The sequence below is a fragment of the Angustibacter peucedani genome, from assembly GCF_054779595.1.
On the sequence record NZ_BAAGXY010000020.1, the window covers coordinates 22,666 to 42,185 of the forward strand.

Consider the following 19,520-nt stretch of genomic DNA (forward strand, 5'->3'; position numbering starts at 1 on the left):
ACGGCGACGTCCGGGAGGGCGCATGCGGGTCGGTCTGGTCGGCACGGGGCGGATCGGTGCGGAGCACGCGCGCGTCGTGGCCGAGCACCCGCTCGTCGACGAGGTCGTGCTCGCGGACGTCGACCCGCAGCGCGCCGCTGCGGTGGCGGCCGGTCTCGGGGCGGGGGTCGCGGGCTCGGTCGACGCGCTGCTGGCCCAGGTCGACGCGGTCGTGATCACCGCGGCCACGACTGCGCACCCGGAGCTGATCGTCGCGGCCGCCCGGGCGGGGCTGCCGGCCTTCTGCGAGAAGCCGGTCGCCCCCGACCTCGCCGGCAGCGTCCTGGTGCTGGAGGAGGTCGAGCGCACCGGGGCGGTGGTGCAGATCGGGTTCCAGCGCCGGTTCGACCGCGGGTACACCCGGGCGCGAGAATCGTTGCACGACGGGCAGATCGGCGAGCTGCGCCGCGCCCACGTGATCACCGGCGACCCCGCACCGCCTCCGGCCGAGTACGTGCCGACGTCCGGCGGGCTGTGGCGCGACTGCCACGTCCACGACGTCGACGCGCTGCGCTTCGTCACCGGTCGCGAGGTGGTCGAGGTCTACTCGGTGGGGGCCAACCGCGGTGCGGACTACTTCGGCGCGTCCGGGGACGTCGACGAGTCGGTGGCCGTCATGACGATGGACGACGGCACGCTCGTCACGGTGCAGGGCTCGCGCTACAACGGGGCCGGCTACGACGTGCGGATGGAGCTGGCCGGCACGACCGGCACCCTGGTGGTCGGGCTCGACGACGCCGCGGCGCTGCGCTCGGCCGAGGACGGCGTCGACTTCCCGGCCGGCCCCTCGTGGCCCGGCTTCTGGCCGCGGTTCCTGCCGGCCTACCGCGCCGAGATCGAGGCCTTCGTCGAGCTCGCCGCCGGTCGGCGCGACAACCCCTGCAGCGTCGCCGAGGCGCTGGAGGCGTTCTACGTCGCCGAGGCCGCGACCCGCAGCCGCACCGAGCGTCGCGCCGTCCGGGTCGAGGAGGTGCGGCCGCGGTGAGCGCCCTCGACGTGCTGACGGTCGGCCGGATCTCGGTCGACGTCTACCCGCTGCAGGTCGGGGTCGGCCTCGACCGGGTGGAGACGTTCGGCAAGTTCCTCGGCGGTTCGCCCTCCAACGTGGCGGTGGCGGCGGCCCGGCACGGCCGGAGCAGCGGGGTGGTCACGGCGACGGGCGACGACGCCTTCGGCCGCTACCTGCGCGAGCAGCTGGGGGTGCTGGGCGTCGACGCCTCCCAGGTGCGCGCCGTGCCCGGCCTGCTGACCCAGGTGACGTTCTGCGAGATCTTCCCGCCCGACGACTTCCCCCTGTACTTCTACGGGCGCACCCCGCTGGCGCCCGACCTGGCGCTGCGTCCCGAGGACGTCGACCTGGACGCCGTGCGGCAGGCCGGCGTGTTCTGGGTGACCGCCACCGGGGTGTCGGCTGAGCCCAGCCGGACGGCGCACCACGCCGCGCTGGACGCCCGCGGTCGAGCTCGGCACACGGTGCTCGACCTCGACCACCGGCCCTCGTTCTGGCCCGACGAGGCCACGGCGCGCGCCGAGGTCGAGCCGCTGCTGGGGCAGGTCACGGTGGCGGTCGGCAACCTCGAGGAGTGCCGGGTGGCCGTGGGCGAGGACCAGCCCGACCGCGCCGCGGAGGCGCTGCTCGACCGCGGCGTCGAGCTCGCCGTGGTGAAGCAGGGGCCGCGCGGGGTCCTGGCCCGCACGCGCGACGAGCGGGTCGAGGTGCCGCCGTTCCCCGTCGAGGTGGTCAACGGCCTGGGCGCGGGGGACGCGTTCGGCGGCGCGCTGTGCCACGGGCTGCTCGCCGGCTGGTCGCTCGACCGGCTCGTGCGCTTCGCCAACGTCGCCGGGGCGGTGGTGGCCGGCCGGCTGGAGTGCTCGACGGCGATGCCCACGACGGCCGAGGTCGACGCGCTGCTCGACGGGGTGCCCCGTGCCGGCTGACCGGGTCGACGTCGCGCGGCTGGTCGCTCTGCGGGCGGCCGACCCGGGCGAGGTGGCCCGGCGAGCTGCCGCGCGCGAGCTGCCGACGTCGGTGCTTGGCCCGACCGGCCGGCTGATGGTCGTCGCCGCCGACCACACGGCCCGCGGCGTCCTGCGCGCCGGTGACGACCCGCTGGCCATGGCCGACCGCGCCGACCTGCTCGAGCGGCTGTGCCTCGCGCTGTCGCGGCCGGGGGTGAACGGCGTTCTCGGCACGGCCGACGTCCTCGAGGACCTGCTGCTGCTCGGCGCGCTCGAGGGGAAGGTCGTCGTCGGCTCGATGAACCGCGGCGGGCTGGCCGGCACGTCGTTCGAGATCGACGACCGGTTCACCGGCTACGACGCGGCACACCTTGCGGCGCAACGGTTTCAGGCCGGGAAGATGCTGCTGCGCATCGACCCGGACGACCCGGCGACGGCACCCACGGTCGAGGCGTGCGCCCGCGCCGTCACCGAGCTCGCCGACCACGACCTGCTGGCCATGGTCGAGCCGTTCATCTCGCACCGGGTCGACGGCCGGGTGCGCAACGACCTGTCGGTCGAGGCCGTCGTCCGGTCGGTGACCGTGGCGGCCGGGCTGGGGTCGACGTCCGCGCACACCTGGCTGAAGCTGCCCGTCACGCCCGACGTCGGCGCCATGGAGCGCGTGCTCGGGGCCTCGACCCTGCCGGCCGTCCTGCTGGGCGGCGAGGTGCCGGACGACCCCGACGCGATGTTCCGCGGCTTCGAGCAGGTGCTGCGGCACCCCACCGCGATGGGCCTCGTCGTGGGGCGGGCCCTGCTCTACCCGCGCGACGGCGACGTGTCCGGAGCGGTCGACCGCGCGGTGGGGCTGCTGTGAGCGGCGCCGACCTGCACCGCCGGGCCGGGAGCAGCGCGCGGCCTCCGTTCGCGCTCGAGCTCACGCCGGACGACGCGGGCTGGGGCTTCTCGTCGCTGCGGGTGCTGGAGCTGGCAGCGGGGGAACGGGTCGCCTTCGGCACCGGCGACGACGAGATGGTCCTGCTGCCGCTCGCCGGCGCGTGCGACGTCGAGGTCGACGGCGAGCGGTTCTCGCTCGCCGGGCGGGCGAGCGTCTTCGCCGGGCCGAGCGACGTGGTCTACCTGCCGCGCGACGCCCAGGTGGCCGTCCGCTCGGAGCGCGGTGGACGATTCGCGCTGCCGGGAGCGCGCTGCGAGCGACGGCTGCCGCCGCGCCACCGGCCCGCGTCCGACGTGCCGGTCGAGCTGCGCGGCGCCGGGGCGTGCAGCCGGCAGGTGCACAACTTCGCCTCGGCCGACTCGTTCGAGGCCGACCGGCTGATCGCGGTCGAGGTGCTGACGCCCTCGGGCAACTGGTCGTCGTACCCGCCGCACAAGCACGACGAGCACCGGCCAGGTCAGGAGTCCGAGCTGGAGGAGATCTACTACTTCGAGGTGGCCGACGGCCCGGACGGCGGCGCCGGCGTCGGCTACCACCGCGTCTACGGGACGCCCGATCGGCCGGTCGACCTCACGGCGGAGGTGCGCAGCGGGGACGTCGTCCTGGTGCCGCACGGCTGGCACGGCCCGTCGATGGCGGCACCGGGCTACGACCTGTACTACCTCAACGTCATGGCGGGACCGTCGTCCGACCGGTCCTGGCTGATCTGCGACGACCCGGCGCACGCCTGGGTGCGCTCGACCTGGGCGACGCAGGACGTCGACCCGCGACTCCCGTTGCACGGCAACGGTTCCGAGGAGGTCCGCTGATGGGTACCGTTCGTCTGACGGTCGGGCAGGCCGTGGTGCGTTTCCTCGCGCAGCAGCACACCGAGCGCGACGGCGAGCAGCATCGGCTGGTCGAGGGCGTGCTCGGCATCTTCGGCCACGGCAACGTCGCGGGGCTCGGCCAGGCGCTGCTCGAGCAGGAGACTGCCGACCCCCACGTGCTGCCGTACTACCTGGCGCGCAACGAGCAGGGGATGGTGCACACGGCGTCCGGCTTCGCCCGCATGCGCAACCGGCTCTCGACGCTGGCGTGCACGGCGTCGGTCGGCCCGGGCTCGACGAACATGGTCACGGGCGCGGCGCTGGCGACGGTCAACCGGCTGCCCGTGCTGCTGCTGCCGAGCGACGTGTTCGCCACCCGGGTGGCGACGCCGGTGCTGCAGGAGCTCGAGCACCCGGGCGCGGGCGACGTGTCGGTGAACGACGCCTTCAGGCCGGTGTCGCGCTACTTCGACCGGGTGTGGCGGCCCGAGCAGCTGCCGGCCGCGCTGCTCGGCGCGATGCGGGTGCTCGCCGACCCGGTGGAGACCGGCGCGGTCACGCTCTGCCTGCCGCAGGACGTGCAGGCCGAGGCGCACGACTGGCCGGAGGAGCTGTTCGCGCCGCGGGTGTGGCGGGTGGCGCGCCCGGTGCCCGAGCCCGAAGCCGTCGCGGCCGCGGCGGCGGTGGTGCGGTCGGCCCGTCGCCCGCTCGTGGTGGCCGGCGGTGGCATCGCGTACAGCGAGGCCGACGACGCGCTGCGCCGCTTCGCCGAGGCGCACGGCGTCCCGGTCGCCGAGACGCAGGCGGGCAAGGGGTCGCTGGCCTACGACCACCCGTTGTCGGTGGGTGCGGTCGGCTCGACCGGTACGACGGCGGCGAACGCGCTCGCGCGCGAGGCGGACGTCGTGATCGGCGTCGGCACGCGGTACAGCGACTTCACGACCGCGTCCCGCTCGGTGTTCCAGCACGCCGACGTGCGGTTCGTGAACCTCAACGTGGCGTCGTCCGACGCGCACAAGCACGCCGGTGTGGCACTGGTGGCCGACGCGCGCCGCGGGCTCGAGGCGCTGGGCGACGCCCTGCAGGGCTGGACGGCACCGGCCGAGGTGGCGCAGGACGCCGCCCGCCTGGCTGCCGAGTGGGACGCGACGGTCGAGCGGGCCTACACGCTCGGGCACGGCCCGCTGCCCGCGCAGTCGGAGGTGATCGGCGTCGTCAACGAGGTGTCGGCGCCGCGCGACGTCGTCGTCTGCGCCGCCGGCTCGATGCCGGGCGACCTGCACAAGCTGTGGCGCACCCGCGACCCCAAGGGCTACCACGTCGAGTACGGCTACTCCTGCATGGGTTACGAGGTCGCCGGGGGCCTCGGGGTGAAGCTGGCTGCGCCCGACCGCGACGTCTACGTGCTGGTCGGCGACGGCTCGTACCTGATGATGGCGCAGGAGCTCGTGACCGCCGTCCAGGAGCGGCTGAAGCTCGTGGTGGTGCTGGTGCAGAACCACGGCTTCGGCTCGATCGGCGCGCTGTCCGAGAGCCTGGGGTCGCAGCGGTTCGGCACGCGGTACCGGTTCCGCGACAGCGCTTCTGGCCGCCTGGACGGCGACCGCCTGCCCGTCGACCTGGCCGCGAACGCGGCGAGCCTCGGCGCGACGGTGCTGCGCGCGACGTCGGTCGACGAGCTGCGGGCGCACCTCGTCGCCGCGCGCGACCTCGACGGCCCGGTGGTGGTGCACGTCGAGACCGACCCGCTCGTGGGCGCGCCGTCGTCCGAGGCGTGGTGGGACGTCCCGGTCGCCGAGGTGTCGCAGCTCGCCTCGACCCAGGACGCACGGGCGCACTACGAGGAGCAGAAGAAGACCCAGCGGGACCTGCTGCGCCCCAGCTGATCGGTGCCGCTCAGCCCCTCGGGCCGGACGCCGCGCGGATGCTGCGCAGGTGCTCGGCCACCTCGAGCGCGTCGCCCTGCGCGACGTCGCGCGAGTGGCGGTCGGGGCGGGCCAGCGCCAGGTACAGCAGGCCCGAGCCCATCACCACGACGAGGCCGATCAGCACGATCCACCGGTCGACGAACGTCTCGGCGTCCGCCGGACGCAGCAGCAGCACCATGGCGAAGATCCCGTAGGCGAGGGCGACGACGTTGACGAGCGTGCCCCAGCGCCCGAGGGTCCACAGCCCGGCCGGCCGCCAGCCCCGTGCCCGTTGCCGCAGCGCGGCCAGCACGACCGCCTGGAAGGCGACGTAGATGCCGAGCACCGCGAAGGACGTCACGCGGGCCAGCGAGTCCGGCCGCCACCAGACGAAGAGCGCGATGAGCAGCGGGACGACGCAGACGACCACGAGCGCGTTGGTGGGCACCGCGTGCCGGGCGGAGACCCGCGAGAGCCACGAGCTGGCCGGCAGCATCCGGTCGCGGGCGAAGGCGTACAGCAGGCGGCTCCCGGCGGCCTGCAGCGAGAGCACGCAGGAGATGAACGCGGTCACCGCGACGCACAGGAAGATCTTCGACCCGACGGTGCCGAGGGAGTCCTCGCGGATGGACGGGATCGGGTCGGCGTCCTTGCCGTCGACGATCGCCTGCAGGTCGGGCGCGGCGAGCACGTAGCCGGCGTACGACATCAGGCCCGAGACACCGCCGACGAGGATGGTGAGGATCATCGCCCGCGGGATCTGCCGGGTCGGGTCGGCGACCTCCTCGGCCACGTCGCCGCACGCCTCGAAGCCGTAGAACAGGAACAGACCGGCGAGCGCGGCGGTGAGGAAGGTGCCGAGGTAGGAGGCGCCGCCCCCCGCGCCGAGGCTGTCGAAGAAGACCGAGAACGGCTGCTCGCGCTTGAAGAGCAGCAGGAACAGGCCGAGGGCGACGACGCCCACGAGCTCGGCGGTGAGGCCGATCCGGGCGATCCGCCCGAGCATGCGGGTGCCGCTGAAGTTGAACGCCAGGGCCAGCAGCAGGAGCACCGCGACGGTCACGAAGGTGACGCCCGGCGTCGCGTCGATCTCGAAGAGCGCGCCGACGAACACGCTCGCGTACTCGGCGACCGAGGTGACCGTGACGATGATGGCCCAGATGTAGACCCAGGAGACGATCCACGCGTACTGCCGGTTCCAGAGCCGTCGGGTCCACGGGTAGATGCCGCCCGCGAGGGGGTACTGCGACACCACCTCGCCGAACACCAGCGCCACGAGCAGCTGGCCGCACCCGACGATGACGAGCCACCAGATCGACGGCGGGCCGCCGATGGACAGGCTGTACGCGAACAGGGAGTACACGCCCACGAGCGGCGACAGGTAGGTGAACCCGAGCGCCATGTTGGCCCACAGCCCCATGTGCCGGTGCAGCTCTCCGGTGTAGCCGAGCGCCGCCAGGTGCTCCTCGTCCGCGCCGCCGGGCGCAGCCGCAGGTGTCGTGGACGAGGTCATGAGCGGTTCCCTTCGTCGGCGGTCGAGCAGCGCGAACGTAGGCCGCCACCCGTTCGGGCACAAGGGCTCGCGGGCAGGACGACGAAATCACGCGTGCCGCGTGCCGGTTCCGTCCCGGTCTGGGTCGTTGCGCGTGCAGGTCCCGCAGGCGCACGATGTGGCGCACCGACGGCGTCGCTCGGGGTGGGTGGCCGCCCGCGGTGGGAGGCGTCATGACGTCGAGGGTGGCGGCAGAGCAGGTGTCCCGGCTGCGCGAGCTGGTCGCGGAGGGGCTGGCCGGCGCAGCCGGCCTGACGCTCGACGTCGACCGGGTCGCACGGCACGACATGTCGCCGCCCCACGTGAGCCAGGTCGTGCCCACGCTGGGTCTCGAGGGCGTCAGCCTGCTGCGCCGACCGCAGGTGCCGCTGGCCACGCCCTACTTCCTCGACGTCCCGGCGTTCGAGCGTTCGCTTCACGACCTGCTCGACAGCTCGGTCGCCGGGTGCGCGTTCGAGCTGCGGCGCAACGGGTCCACGCTGTTCACCGGGCAGGTCCAGGACGCGCGGGCGGCCGACGACCCGACGTCCGGCACGACCGTCGTGCCGTGGACGACGACGGTGCGCATGCACGTCGCGAGCTGCAGCAAGCTGGTGACCGCCGTCGCGCTGACGAAGGCGCTGGCCGACCACCCCCTCTCGGCCGACGACCCGGTCGCGCCCTGGCTCCCGGCCTACTGGGCCAAGGGCCCGAACGTCGGTGCGCTCACGTTCGCCGACCTCATGACGCACCGCACCGGGCTGGTGAACGCGGTGGACTCGTCCACCGCCTTCCCGGTGATGAAGCAGCTGGTCGCGGCCGGCGTGCCGGCGTCTCCCGGCTACCTGTACCAGAACGTGAACTTCGGGCTGTGCCGGATCTTGGTCGCGACCGTGAGCGGCGCCGTCGCACCGGGACTGCGGGTCGGCTTCGGCCTCGACGACCTCGTGTGGGACACGCTGACGATCGACGCCTACGCGCAGTACGTGCAGCAGCACGTCTTCGCGCCGTCCGGCGTCGTCGGGTCGACGCTCGACCACGCGGACGGCGACGCGCTGGGGTACGCGTTCCCGCGGGTGCTGCCGGGCTGGAACTCGCAGGACCTGCGCACCGGCAGCGGCGCGGTCGGGTGGCACCTGTCGGTCGAGGACCTGCAGAGGGTGGCCGGCACCGTGCGGCGCGGCGGCTCGGTGCTGTCGCCCGGGGCGGCGGCGACGATGATGCAACGCGGGTTCGGGGTCGACGACGTGTTCAGCACGAAGGCCGGCTCGGTCTACCAGAAGACCGGGTGGTGGCAGAACGGGGCGCAGGTCGAGCACGCGGCCGTCTTCTTCCTGCAGGAGGACATGGAGCTCGTCGTCCTGGTCAACTCCGGTCGCGGCACGCCGCCCGTCAACGTGCTGGGCGAGGTCGTGCGCCGGTACGACGACTGCCTGCGGCCGCAGTGGCACTTCCCGGACGACCCGACGCTGGTGCCGGCGTTCGTCTACGCCGTCGAGCCCGACGGCGACCTGCTCTGGTACCGGCACGACGGCGCCGAGCAGGGCGGGGGCGTCGAGACCTGGCACGGGCCGTCGACCGTCGGCCGCGGCTGGGGCCAGATGCGGCACGTGTTCCCCGGCGGGGGAGACGTGCTGTACGCGATCGACCCGGACGGCGTGCTGTGGTGGTACGAGCACCGCGGCTTCAACACCGGCGACGGGCTCGACGTCCCCGGCAGCTGGGTCGGTGGGCGGCCTGTCGGTCGGGGGTGGGGCGACGTCGCCGCGGTGTTCTCCGGCGGCGACGGCGTCATCTACGTCGTCGACCAGGACGGGCGCCTGCTCTGGTACCGCCACCACGGCGTGGCCACGGGCGACGGCCTCGACGTCCCGGGCTCGTGGTCCGGCCCGAACCCCGTCGGCACCGGCTGGGACTCCGCCCGGCTGCTGTTCTCGGCCGGCGAGGGCATCATCTACGCGGTCATGCCGGACGGCGTGCTGCGCTGGTACCGGCACCGCGGCGTCGCCGACGGCTCCGGGCTCGGGACGCCGGGTGCCTGGGAGGGCCCGGTCGACGTCGGCACGGGGTGGGGCGAGGTCACGCAGGTGTTCAGCCGCGGTGACGGCGTGGTCTACGCCGTGATGGCCGACGGGACGCTGCGGTGGTTCCGCCACGACGGGTACCGCACCGGTGCGGTGCAGTGGCGCGGGCCGGTTCAGGTCGGCTCCGGCTGGGGTGTCTTCACGACCGTGCTCGCCCTGCTGCCCCGGGCGCCCGACCCGGTGCGCTGAGTCAGACGACGTCGACGACGAGGCGCACCGTGACGTGGTCGCCGACGTCGATCTGCTCGGCTCGGCGGACGTCGGCCTTCAACGGCACGACGTACCCGCCGTCCTTGGGCCACAACGAGGTCGAGAAGGTCGTGCGCCCCACCCGCACCTCGACCGGGACCATGCCCCAGCCGTAGGTCACGAGGTCGGCGGCGTGCTCGATCGCGGCGCTCTCGTCGTCCGGCACCGTGACGAAGTGCCACGGCGCCGGCCCCTTCCAGAACCACACCTCGCCGCTGAACTCCAGGTCCACGGCGCCACCCTACGGATCGTGGCAACGGCGGTCAGCCGGGTGACCGCCGTTGCCACGATCGCGCGATCAGCGCAGGCGGTACAGCACCTCGCCGGCGTCCGGCACGACGAAGGTGTCGTCGTCCGCCTCGGCGGCAGCGAGGTCGAGCCCGGCCGGGTCGAGGTAGCCCAGGCCCACCTGGTGGCAGACCTCCTCGGGGACGCCGGTGGCCAGCGTGACCCGGACGCGCAGCCGTTCCTCGCCGGTCTCCGCGTCGTAGGTGCCGGCGCCGCGCAGGTGCGTCGAGTGCGCGAGCGTGCCCCAGTGGACGTCCTCGAACCGGTCCCACTGCTTCACGAAGTAGTCGCGGCAGTGGTAGCCGATCTCGCGGATCTCCGGGTGGCTGGTCGAGATCTCGGTGATGTGCGGCGCGTACAGCACGACCTCGCCGCCGTCGGCCACGACCGGCTCGAGCTTGTAGAAGCCCTTGGCGCCCGTCCAGACGTCGTCGTACATCCGTGGGACGACGGAGATGACGCGGCTCACCGGTGCGTCGAGGAGGTGAACGTGCGTGGCGGCGCAGACCTCCGCCGCGCTCGCCCACGACGTCTGCGTGTCCCCGAACGAGATCGAGTGCAGGTCGGTGCTGCCGGCCGCCCCGACCACGCAGAAGGCCAGCTTCTGCGCCGGCACCAGCGACGCGCCCTCGTCGATCAGCGCCCGCACCGGCGTGATCGCGGTCGTGCCGATGATCTCGGCCGAGGTGATCAGGGCGCCGATCCAGTGCGACACGTCGATGATGTCCTGCCCGGCGACACCCGGGAAGAAGTACTTGTTGCCACCGGAGATGCCGACCACCTCGTGCGGCAGCACCGGGCCGACCACGAGCGCGACGTCGTGCTCGATGACGGCCTTGTTGAGCAGCACCGGCACGTCCATCTCGAGGCGGCCCTCGGACAGCTCGGCCAGCCGCGCGGCCGGGATCGTGCCGAGGTCGGCGAACGTCTCGGGATCCCACCACGCGTGGTTGACGACGGTCGTGCCGGGGTAGGTGTCCTCGATCCGTCCGACCTCGAAGCCCAGGTGGCGGGCGAGCGCGCCGTCGTCCATCGGCTGGTGCGTGCCGAGCGCGACGAGCACCGTCATCCGCGACACCCGGCCGTGCAGGGCGGAGTGCACCGCTCCGAGCAGCAGGGGCAGCGGGCAGGTGCGGGTGCCGTCGGGCACGAGCACGCACACGCTGCGGCCGTCGAGGTCGACGCCGGCCAGCTGCTTCGCGACGAACGACACGACGTCGTCCGGGCTCAGCACCCCGTGCTCGTCACCGAGCCGGGTCGCGCCGATCGTGGGCTGCGGGCGCTCCTGGTCGGTCGTCGTCATGCGTCCACTGTCACCCCGGGTGCACGGCCGGGCAACGCGGGACGCGGGGGCTAGATGTTGGAGCTGTCGGGCGGGACGTCGGCTGGTGCCGGCGGGGCGTCACCCGTCGTCGTCGTCGTGGGCGGGCACTCCAGGCCCAGGGTGTAGGCGGTCATCGACAGCGACCCGTACGTGTAGCCGTCGACGAGCACCCGGGTGTCGCTGGCCTGCCCGGCGGCGTCGGCGAGGCCGGCCAGGTAGAGCGCGGGGATGAAGTGGTCGGGCGTCGGGACGGCGTGCGCGTAGTCGGCGTGCGCGTCGAGGGACGCGAAGTCCAACGGGTCGGTGAGCATGCGCTCCTTGGCCGCCTCGTCGAAGCGTTGCGCCCAGTCGTAGCCGTCGTCCGGCCGGCCCCAGTCCATGCCGCGCAGGTTGTGCACCACGTTGCCGCTGGTGATCACGAGCACGCCCCGCGAGCGCAGGTCGTGCAGCTGGGCGCCGAGCTGCAGGTGGTACTCCAGCGGCTTGTCGGCGTTGATGCTCAGCTGCACCACGGGGATCGAGGCGTCCGGGAACGCGTGCACCAGCACCGACCAGGTGCCGTGGTCGATGCCCCAGCTGTCGGCGTCCGCACCGACCCAGGTCGGGTGGACGGCGTCGCTGATCTCCTCGTGCAGCTCGGGCAGGCCGGGGGCCGGGTAGTCGACCTGGAAGAGCTCGGGCGGGAAGCCGTAGAAGTCGTGGATGGTGCGCGGGCGCGGCATCGCCGTGACCGCGGTGGCGTTGATGTACCAGTGCGCGCTGACGACGAGGATCGCCCGAGGTCGGGGCACCGCCTCGCCGAACGCGCGCCAGGCCGCCGTGTACCGGTTGTCCGACAAGGCGTTCATCGGGTTGCCGTGGCCGAAGAAGGCGGCCGGCATCAGCGCGGGCGGGTCGGCGAGCGGTGCGGTCACGACGTCCTCCAGGTCGGTCGGCCTGGCCCCATTGTGCCCGCTACGAGCCCGTCACCACGGTGAAGCCGTGGGGTGCGACCGGCGCGACCACGTGACCGTGACGGCCGCGCACGGTGGCCACCAGCACGCCCCGCCGGTCGTACGACCAGGCCGTGAGCAGACCGCTTCCCACGTGGACGACCTCCCGGCGGGTTCGATCGGAGACGTTGCGCAGCAACGCCTGCCCCGCCGTCCCCGGCCCGCCGAGCACCACGCGCTCGACGTCCGGTTGCACCAGGACGCCGTCCAGGCGGGCTGGTCGCCCGTCACCGACGTAGGACGCCCTGACCTGGCTCGCGCCCGCCCGCACGACCCCGGACGTCGGCTGCCGGCCGACGTCCAGGTAGCCGGGCACGCTGGTCACCCCCTGGGCGCCGGCCCCGCCCATGGCCTGGGTACCGGCGGGGACACCGCCGAGCCGCAGCCGCACACCGACGCTCTCGCGAGGAGCGATCTGGTGGTCGAAGACCGGCATCACCTGGTAGTGGTCGGTGGTCGGCAGCCGCACCGGCACGTCGACGACGCCACCCCGGCGCAGCTGCACGTACCGGTCGCCGCTCCACTGCGACTCCCCGGTCCAGGGCGAGTCCGGGGCGACGACGGCCGCGTCGCCGGTGAGCTGCCCGGACTCGGCCTCCGCGTACGACCAGGTCACCCGCTGGGTGACCTGCGCGGTGCGCGCCGCACGGGCGACGTCCGGCGCGGCGTCGAGCGCCAGCATCGACAGCACGCCGTGGATCGTGGACTCGGCGCCGGAGTTCAGGTTGATCTGGCCCTCCGGGCTGATGCCGTCCCGGGTGATGCCGGTGGCCGGGTCGTACATCGGCGCGTGGGCCGGGTTGTTGCCGAAGTACCAGCTGCCGGCGATCCCGGCGAGCTGGCGGAACGACCGGCGACCGGTGGCGTCCCCCACCTCGAGCAGGTTGCGCAACGTCACGTCGGCGCCGTAGGCGATCTGGTCGCGGTAGATCGGCGCGGGGAGCCACTCGTTGTCCGGGCCGCCCTGCACGAGCAGGTGCGGGGTGAACTGCGCGGCCTCGCCGACCGCCGTCCGGGTCCAGTCGTCGCGGCCGACGGCGTGCCCGGCGTCGGCCAGGGCGCCGGCCATCTCGCTGCCCCACGGGTGCCAGAGCGAGCGCGACCCGGTCCAGGGCATGAGGGCGCCGTATGGCCACCCGGTGGTGCGCATGGCGGCGACGCCGTGGGCGAGACGGGTGAGGTCCCGCAGCGCCCGGCGGTCGCCGCTGGCCCGCTGGAAGGCCACCAGGCCGTAGAGCGCCTCCGAGGTCGCGTCCGCGCCGTCGGCGACGAGCCACGTGGGCCAGCGCAGCCCGTCGACGACCTGCCACTGGCCGTAGGTGCGCAGGTCCTGCCGCTCGACCGCGTCGAGGGCCAGGCCCAGCCGGTCCCGCAGGAACTGCGCGAACGCCGGGTCCGTCGTCCGGAACGCCGCGTACCCGGCGCCGAGCGCCCAGATGGTGCGACCGAGCCAGAACGACGAGCCGCCGTCGGACGGGTCCGGGTCGTCGGGCGGCGTGGCGGTCGGTTGCAGCGTGCCGTCGGGCTGCATCCAGAGCACCACGTTGCCGGCCCGTGGGCCTGAGGCCGTCTGCAGGTAGGTCAGGCCGCGCAGCAGCTGGTAGGCGTGCTGGCGCGCGTCGTCGTCGCCGAGCTGCTGCCACGCGGTGAGGTAGGCGACGGCGGCCCGGCTGATGTCGTCGGCGTCGAAGGCGCCCTGGCCGTAGGTGTTCGTCGTGGCGTCGTAGGCGCCGCCACCGACGCGGCGGAAGCTGCCGTCGTCCTGGTGGTCGGCGTAGACCCACAGCACCCCGACGTCGGGCTCGTCCGCGAGCCGGTAGGTCGTGTGACCGGCCTGCGCCGGAGGCCGCACCGTGCTCGTCAGGAAGTCGAGGTGCGACAGGTTGGTCAGCCGAGAGGTGGCCGGTCGGACGACGGCCTCGGCGCGGGAGCCGGTGGGCAGGCCCGTCACGGGCAGCACGGCGAGGCTCGTGGTGACCAGTGCGACCAGCGACCTGCGGAGCGGAGCTCGGTTCATGGTGCGTTCCTTCGTCGAGGTACGGCCTGCGGGCTCGGTCGCCGCAGCGCGTCCGAGAACGCCACGAGACCGGGGTAGGAGGGCACGAGTGCTGCCTGGTAGGCGTGGTAGACGTCCGGCTTGCCCCACCAGATCTCGCTGGCAGGCTCGTTCTGGGGCGAGAGCTCGTGGACCCACCCACCGCGGCGGTGGTCGATCAGGTGCTGCTCGGCGAAGTCCCACAGCGTCGTGAGCCACTGCGCGTACCGGGGGTCCGACGTCTCCTGGTCGAGGGTCGCCGCGGTGGCGAACGCCTCGCACAGCACCCAGTGCAGGCGTTGGCGGACGACGGGCCGGTCCGCGAGGTCGGTGGTGTAGACGAAGCCGGGAGCGCCGTCCACCGACCACCCGCGTCGCACGGCCGCGTCGAACATCGCGACGGCGTCCTCGAGCAGGTCGGGGCGCGGCCGGGTCGCTCGCAGCGCCGTGCGCAGGTCGAGGGCGAGCCGCGCCCACTCCAGCACGTGGCCGATCGTGACGCCGTAGGGGCGGAACGGGTCGGCCGGTCGGTCGCGGTTGAAGTCCGGCAGCGGGTCCCACGTCGCGGTGAAGTGCTCGGGCAGGCGCCAGCCGGCCTCCCGCGCGAACGTGCCGACCACGCGGTCGACCACCCGTTCGGCGCGGTCGACGAGGGCGTGGTCGTCGAGCACCCGGCCCGCGGCCAGCATGCACTCCACCGCGTGCATGTTGGCGTTGACGCCGCGGTAGTCCTCGGTGGTCGTCCAGGCGCGGTCCCAGGACTCGCGCGCCATGCCCTCGGCGTCGTCCCAGAAGTGCGTGTCGAACGTGGCCAGGGCGTCCGCGAGGAGCGCCGGTCCCGACGGGTGCCCCGCTGCCGTGAGCGAGGACGCTGCGAGGACCACGAAGGCGTGCGCGTACGCGGCCTTGGTCCCGTCGTCGGCGACCGCGCCGTCCGGGCCGACCTGCGAGAACCAACCACCGTGGCGGTCGTCGCGCAGCAGCCCGCCTCGGCCCAGTGCCGCAGCGCCCTGGTCGAGGCACCGCTCGAGGTCGGGGTCGCGGCCGCCCGTGCGAAGGGTTGCCAGCGCCGCGACGTGGGTCATCCGGCAGGTGATCCACGTCGCCACGCCCCGGTCGGCAGTCACGCGGTTCTCGTCGTCGAGCCAGCCGAACCCACCGGCCGGGTGGAGCGCACGCGGGACGAGCGCGGCCAGGCCGTCGGCATGGGACGCCCAGACGCCGACGGCCGACGGGGTCATGCGCGCAGGTCGGAGTAGCGGTCGCCGGGTCGGAAGGTGGCCACGGCGAGCGTCGAGTCGGACTGCCCGTAGTAGGCGAACCAGCGGTCGCGGAACCACACCAGGGCCTCGACGAAGGTGACGTTCGATACCAGGCCGTGCAGGTCCTCGTAGGTCGTCGGCTCGATGAACGGCCGGGTCAGCTCGGCGAGGACCTCGTCCGGTCGGTCCGGGTGGAACAGGGCTTGCCCGGCGGTGTAGCGGACGCTGCCGTCCGGGTCCTTGGTGGCGGCGTTGTGCACCAGCAGGACCAGCCCGTCGTCGGTGACCAGAGGAGGTGGGCCGACCTCGACGAGGAAGTCGCTGAACGTGCCCGGTCGCGGCGCCATCACCGGCGGCTGGGTGTCTGCGGTGGTCGGCTCCCAGTGCAGGAGGTCGTCCGACGTCGCCGTCCAGATGGACCCCTCGCCGAAGTACATGAGGTACTTCCCGCCCACCTTCTGGTCGAGGATGCCTCCGGCCTTGGACCACGGACCAGGCCGGCCGTGACCCTGCGGCTGGAAGGTGTCGAAGTCCGGGAAGAGCGGGCCGTGCTTGGTCCACGTGCGCAGGTCCTCGGACGTCGCCAGGCAGAGCAGGGCGGTCTCGCGGTCCCAGCCGGAGTAGGTCAGGTAGTAGGTGCCGTCGACGAGGGTGACGCGGGGGTCCTCGACGCCGTAGCGGTCGTAGTCCTCGCTCGGCGACAGCACCGGGTCGGGCTCGCGCTCGAAGGTGGTGCCGTCGTCGCTCCAGGCGAGACCGACGTGCGACACGATGTCGTCGGCGTGCGCGCGGTAGAGGAGCGCCACCCGGTCGTCGACCACGACCGCGGCCGGGTTGTAGACGCTCCCCGACTCCCACCCGTCGCCCTGCGGGGACAGGACGGGGTTGCCCTCGTGCGGGTGGAAGGGGCCGAGCGGGAAGGTGACGGGTCCGGTGGTCATCGTGCCTCTCCGAGGTGCGGGATGGACGGGGTCAGCCCTTGACCGCGCCGCCGACGGCGCTGGCCACGAGGTACCGCTGCAGGAACACGTAGACGACGAGCAGGGGAGCGGCGACGATCATGGTCGCGGCGGACAGCAGGCTCCACTGGCTCACGTAGGCGCCCTTGAAGGCGAAGAGCCCCAGGGTCACGGGCGACTTGGCCTGGTCGGGCAGCAGGATCGTCGCGAGGATGATGTCGTTCCAGACGCCGATCGCCTGGAGGATGAACACGGTCGCGAGCACGGGCCGGATGAGCGGCGGCAGGAACCGGAACACGTAGCGCAGGTAGCCCACGCCGTCGAGCGCGGCGGCCTCGTCCAGCTCGCGCGGGATCGACTTGAGGTACCCCGAGATCAGCAGCGGCCCGACGCCGACGCCCGACGCCATGATGAGCACGTAGCCCAGCCGGGTGTCGTACAGGTGCAGGCGCAGCGCGAGCTGGAACACCGTGACGAGCGTGTTGGGCAGGAACAGCATCGAGACGAAGAGGAGGTTCCACAGCTTCGGGTGCTTGAGGTAGCCGCGCGCCACGGGGAACGCGACCATCAACGACATCAACGTGCCGAGCCCCGCGGCCACGAACGTGTAGAGCACGCTGTTGAGGACGTACGCGGCGAAGTTGCCCTGGCGCCAGGCCGCGCTGAAGTTCGACAGGTGCGGCGACCTGACCAGGCCGGTCGGGTTGCTGAAGAACTCGGCGTTGCTCTTGAGCGCGGTGTTGACCAGGAACGCCAACGGGTACAGGTAGACGAGGACGACGAGCGCGAGCAGCACGTAGTTGACCACCTTGCCGGGCGTGAACCGGCGGCCGGCAGCTCGGGGCGGCGGGTGCGCCGCCGCCGCGGCCGTGGGGACGACGGTGACCAGGTCGCTCACAGCGACGTCTCCTTCCGGCGGAGGTAGGCGAGCGTCACGACCGAGGCGATCATCACGATGACGAACTGCACGATCGAGATCGCGGCCGCGTAGCCCTGCGACTGCACGGCTCCGCCCTGCGCGCCGCCGAAGCCCTGGGTGAAGATCGCGAGCGACAGGACCTGCGTCGCCGGGTTGATCGGGCCGGTCAGCACGTAGATCAGCTGGTAGCTCTGCAGCGCGCCGATGATGCACAGCAAGGTGTTCGCCGTCACGGCGGGGGCGAGCAGCGGCAGGGTGACGTGGCGCAGCTTCTGCCAGGCGGTGGCGCCGTCCATCGACGCCACCTCGTACAGCTCGGTGGGGATCGCCTGCAGGCCGGCCAGGTAGATGACCACCGCGACGCCGATGCCGGCCCACACCTGCACCCCGATCACCAGGGTCATGGCCAGGTGCGGGTCGCCGAAGAAGGCGGACGACGCGCCGAACTTCTTCCACACGCTGGCCGCCGGGCCGCCGCTCGGGTTGAAGAGCAACGAGAAGATCAGCCCGATGACCGTCACGCCGAGGATCGTGGGCATGAACACCACGGCGCGCGCGAAGTTGCGTCCACGCAGCCGCTGGTTCAGCAGCACGGCGACGAGCAGCGCGATGCTGTTCTGGAACAGCGTCACCGCGATGGCGAACACGAAGGTGTTCTTCAGCGCGTGGACGTTGTACGAGATCTGCGCGGAGGAGAAGAACGTCCGGTAGTTCTCCAGTCCCACGAAGTGGGTCGGCAGGAAGGGCAGCGAGCGGATGTCGGTGAACGAGATCGCGAAGATCCCGACGGCCGGGACGATGGAGAACAGCACGACCAGGCTGATCCCGACCGCGAAGGTCAGCTGCGCCGTCCAGCGCCGTCCGAACAGGAACGAGGCGGACTGGTGGGTCGCCACTACTTCAGACCTGCCTGCCAGTCCTTCTGCGAGGCCGCGGCGGCGCCCTGCGCGTCAGCCTTGCCCATGGGGGCGATGCCGGCCCAGTTGAAGGGCAGCGCCGCGGCGGGGCCCGCCTTGGTGTTGGGGATCCACACGGTGTCCCAGGCGGGTTCGAACGTGCTCGTGTACTGCGCGATGTCGGAGTAGAAGGGGTTGCTCTTCGCCCCGGTCACCGAGGGGGCGAACCCGGCCTGGTCGTCGAACAGCTGGTAGTTGTTCGTGAAGAAGTCCAGGTACTCGATCGCGGCGGACTGGTTCTTGGCGTTGCTGGGAATGGCCAGCGTCAGCTCGACCTTGCCGCCGAGGAACTTGTTGTCGGAGGCGTTGTCGCTGCCGGGCAGCGGGAAGTAGCCGAAGTCGAGCTTGCTGCCACCTGCCTGCTGGATCGTCGTCGTGTTCCACGTGCCGTCGCTCATCATCGCGAACTTGCCGTTGACGAAGTCCGAGGTCATCGTCGCGTAGGTCACGCCGGCGAAGTTGGGCTCGGCGTACGAGTACAGCTGCTGCACGCGCTGCAGCACCTGCAGCTGCTTGTCGGCGTCCAGCTTGACCGAGCCGTCGTAGAGGCCCTTCGCGAGGGCCTCCTTGTCCTGGGCCGTCGGGTAGAGGCTCTGCACGACACCGAGCATGTTGAGCCCGGCGGAGTCCTTGCCGCCGATGCCCAGCGGCACGATCCCCTTGGCCTTGAGGGTGTCGCAGGCCGCCATCAGCTCGGTCCAGGTCGTGGGCACCTTGATGCCCGCGTCGGCGAAGATCTTCTTGTTGTAGAACATCCCGGAGTAGTAGCTCAGGCCCGTGGGCACGGTGAAGTTCTTGCCCTTGTACTTGATCTGCTCGAGCACGGTCGGGTTGTACTTCTTCATGAAGGGCTGGTTCGTGAGGTCGACGTACCCGCCCTGGTCGGCCAGGCGCGCGTCGTCCCCCTCGTTGGCCGCGGGGACGTAGCTCGGGAGCTCGACCGGGCCGGCGAGGCCCACGTCGATGCTGCCTGCCGTCAGGCGCGAGGCGTGCGCCTGGGCGTAGTTCTCGTTGGGCACCGACGAGAAGTTGACCTTCACGCCCGGGTACTTCGCCGTGAAGGCCTGGTTGACCGCCTTGAAGCCGGCGTCCGAGCCCGTGGCGCTGGAGACGAGGATGTTGAGCGTGCCGCTGGCACTGCCCTTCGGCGTGGGTGCCGAGGAGGAGCCGCCGCTGCCGCCGCACGCCGCCGACGCGAGCACGGCCGCGAGGCCGACCCCCACGAGGCCGACTCGGCTCGCCGCACGGAACGTCGTTGTCACCATGG

The 19,520-nt window shown here is 72.7% G+C and carries 16 protein-coding genes; 6 read left to right on the top strand and 10 right to left on the bottom strand.

What is annotated here, in order from left to right; genetic code table 11:
• The first annotated feature begins 22 nt into the window (after nt 1-22).
• From ACYVJ4_RS05205 to iolD, 5 genes are read left to right on the top strand one after another with little or no spacing between them, the layout of a single operon-like run.
• A complete protein-coding gene (locus ACYVJ4_RS05205; RefSeq protein WP_460459051.1) occupies nt 23-1,024 on the top strand; it encodes a Gfo/Idh/MocA family protein in 1,002 nt (333 codons plus the stop codon).
• Nucleotides 1,021-1,977, top strand: coding sequence for a 5-dehydro-2-deoxygluconokinase (gene iolC, locus ACYVJ4_RS05210; protein WP_460459052.1), 957 nt, complete (start codon nt 1,021-1,023; stop codon nt 1,975-1,977). Before ACYVJ4_RS05205 ends, iolC begins: the two co-directional genes overlap by 4 nt.
• A complete protein-coding gene (locus tag ACYVJ4_RS05215; RefSeq protein ID WP_460459053.1) occupies nt 1,967-2,857 on the top strand; it encodes a Cgl0159 family (beta/alpha)8-fold protein in 891 nt (296 codons plus the stop codon). The genes iolC and ACYVJ4_RS05215 overlap by 11 nt, the downstream gene beginning before the upstream one ends.
• A complete protein-coding gene (iolB, locus tag ACYVJ4_RS05220; RefSeq protein ID WP_460459054.1) occupies nt 2,854-3,747 on the top strand; it encodes a 5-deoxy-glucuronate isomerase in 894 nt (297 codons plus the stop codon). The genes ACYVJ4_RS05215 and iolB overlap by 4 nt, the downstream gene beginning before the upstream one ends.
• Nucleotides 3,747-5,633, top strand: coding sequence for a 3D-(3,5/4)-trihydroxycyclohexane-1,2-dione acylhydrolase (decyclizing) (gene iolD / locus ACYVJ4_RS05225; protein WP_460459055.1), 1,887 nt, complete (start codon nt 3,747-3,749; stop codon nt 5,631-5,633). Before iolB ends, iolD begins: the two co-directional genes overlap by 1 nt.
• Before the next feature lie 10 nt (nt 5,634-5,643).
• Here iolD and ACYVJ4_RS05230 read toward each other — a convergent pair whose 3' ends face one another.
• Entirely contained in the window at nt 5,644-7,167 is a 1,524-nt protein-coding gene (locus ACYVJ4_RS05230; RefSeq protein WP_460459056.1) for an APC family permease, read from the bottom strand.
• Nucleotides 7,168-7,379: 212 nt separating this feature from the next.
• On the opposite strand from ACYVJ4_RS05230, the gene ACYVJ4_RS05235 reads away from it, so the two are divergent.
• Entirely contained in the window at nt 7,380-9,458 is a 2,079-nt protein-coding gene (locus tag ACYVJ4_RS05235) for a tachylectin-related carbohydrate-binding protein (RefSeq protein ID WP_460459057.1), read from the top strand.
• Between the two features lies 1 nt (nt 9,459).
• Here the strand turns inward: ACYVJ4_RS05235 and ACYVJ4_RS05240 are convergent, their stop codons facing one another.
• The 9 genes from ACYVJ4_RS05240 to ACYVJ4_RS05280 form a co-directional block, all read right to left on the bottom strand.
• Nucleotides 9,460-9,750 (bottom strand): DUF1905 domain-containing protein, encoded by a 291-nt coding sequence (locus tag ACYVJ4_RS05240; protein ID WP_460459058.1) that lies wholly within the window; start codon nt 9,748-9,750, stop codon nt 9,460-9,462.
• 66 nt (nt 9,751-9,816) lie between these two features.
• Nucleotides 9,817-11,109 (bottom strand): lactate racemase domain-containing protein, encoded by a 1,293-nt coding sequence (locus ACYVJ4_RS05245; RefSeq protein WP_460459059.1) that lies wholly within the window; start codon nt 11,107-11,109, stop codon nt 9,817-9,819.
• A gap of 50 nt (nt 11,110-11,159) precedes the next feature.
• Nucleotides 11,160-12,011 carry a 4,5-DOPA-extradiol-dioxygenase gene (gene ygiD, locus ACYVJ4_RS05250; RefSeq protein WP_460459085.1) on the bottom strand — a complete coding sequence of 284 codons (852 nt, stop codon included), beginning with the start codon at nt 12,009-12,011 and terminating at the stop codon, nt 11,160-11,162.
• Nucleotides 12,012-12,084: 73 nt separating this feature from the next.
• Nucleotides 12,085-14,139, bottom strand: a complete 2,055-nt coding sequence (locus ACYVJ4_RS05255; protein WP_460459060.1) for a hypothetical protein — start codon at nt 14,137-14,139, stop codon at nt 12,085-12,087.
• A complete protein-coding gene (locus tag ACYVJ4_RS05260) occupies nt 14,136-15,398 on the bottom strand; it encodes an AGE family epimerase/isomerase (RefSeq protein WP_460459061.1) in 1,263 nt (420 codons plus the stop codon). The genes ACYVJ4_RS05255 and ACYVJ4_RS05260 overlap by 4 nt, the downstream gene beginning before the upstream one ends.
• A complete protein-coding gene (locus ACYVJ4_RS05265; RefSeq protein ID WP_460459062.1) occupies nt 15,395-16,360 on the bottom strand; it encodes a glycoside hydrolase family 130 protein in 966 nt (321 codons plus the stop codon). Before ACYVJ4_RS05265 ends, ACYVJ4_RS05260 begins: the two co-directional genes overlap by 4 nt.
• A 31-nt stretch (nt 16,361-16,391) precedes the next feature.
• A complete protein-coding gene (locus ACYVJ4_RS05270; protein ID WP_460459063.1) occupies nt 16,392-17,276 on the bottom strand; it encodes a carbohydrate ABC transporter permease in 885 nt (294 codons plus the stop codon).
• Nucleotides 17,273-18,193, bottom strand: a complete 921-nt coding sequence (locus ACYVJ4_RS05275) for a carbohydrate ABC transporter permease (protein WP_460459064.1) — start codon at nt 18,191-18,193, stop codon at nt 17,273-17,275. The genes ACYVJ4_RS05270 and ACYVJ4_RS05275 overlap by 4 nt, the downstream gene beginning before the upstream one ends.
• Nucleotides 18,193-19,515: an ABC transporter substrate-binding protein gene (locus ACYVJ4_RS05280; RefSeq protein ID WP_460459065.1), complete on the bottom strand. Its 1,323-nt coding sequence runs from the start codon at nt 19,513-19,515 to the stop codon at nt 18,193-18,195. The genes ACYVJ4_RS05275 and ACYVJ4_RS05280 overlap by 1 nt, the downstream gene beginning before the upstream one ends.
• Nucleotides 19,516-19,520: the final 5 nt, after the last annotated feature.

Excerpts from the sequence above, each read along its gene's own strand:
- ACYVJ4_RS05230 (WP_460459056.1), bottom strand. The coding sequence starts at position 7,167 with ATGACCTCGTCCACGACACCTGCGGCTGCGCCCGGCGGCGCGGACGAG.
- ACYVJ4_RS05265 (WP_460459062.1), bottom strand. The coding sequence starts at position 16,360 with ATGACCACCGGACCCGTCACCTTCCCGCTCGGCCCCTTCCACCCGCAC.
- ACYVJ4_RS05260 (WP_460459061.1), bottom strand. The coding sequence starts at position 15,398 with ATGACCCCGTCGGCCGTCGGCGTCTGGGCGTCCCATGCCGACGGCCTG.
- ACYVJ4_RS05245 (WP_460459059.1), bottom strand. The coding sequence starts at position 11,109 with ATGACGACGACCGACCAGGAGCGCCCGCAGCCCACGATCGGCGCGACC.
- ACYVJ4_RS05255 (WP_460459060.1), bottom strand. The coding sequence starts at position 14,139 with ATGAACCGAGCTCCGCTCCGCAGGTCGCTGGTCGCACTGGTCACCACG.
- ygiD (WP_460459085.1), bottom strand. The coding sequence starts at position 12,011 with ATGCCGGCCGCCTTCTTCGGCCACGGCAACCCGATGAACGCCTTGTCG.
- iolD (WP_460459055.1), top strand. The coding sequence starts at position 3,747 with ATGGGTACCGTTCGTCTGACGGTCGGGCAGGCCGTGGTGCGTTTCCTC.
- ACYVJ4_RS05235 (WP_460459057.1), top strand. The coding sequence starts at position 7,380 with ATGACGTCGAGGGTGGCGGCAGAGCAGGTGTCCCGGCTGCGCGAGCTG.
- ACYVJ4_RS05205 (WP_460459051.1), top strand. The coding sequence starts at position 23 with ATGCGGGTCGGTCTGGTCGGCACGGGGCGGATCGGTGCGGAGCACGCG.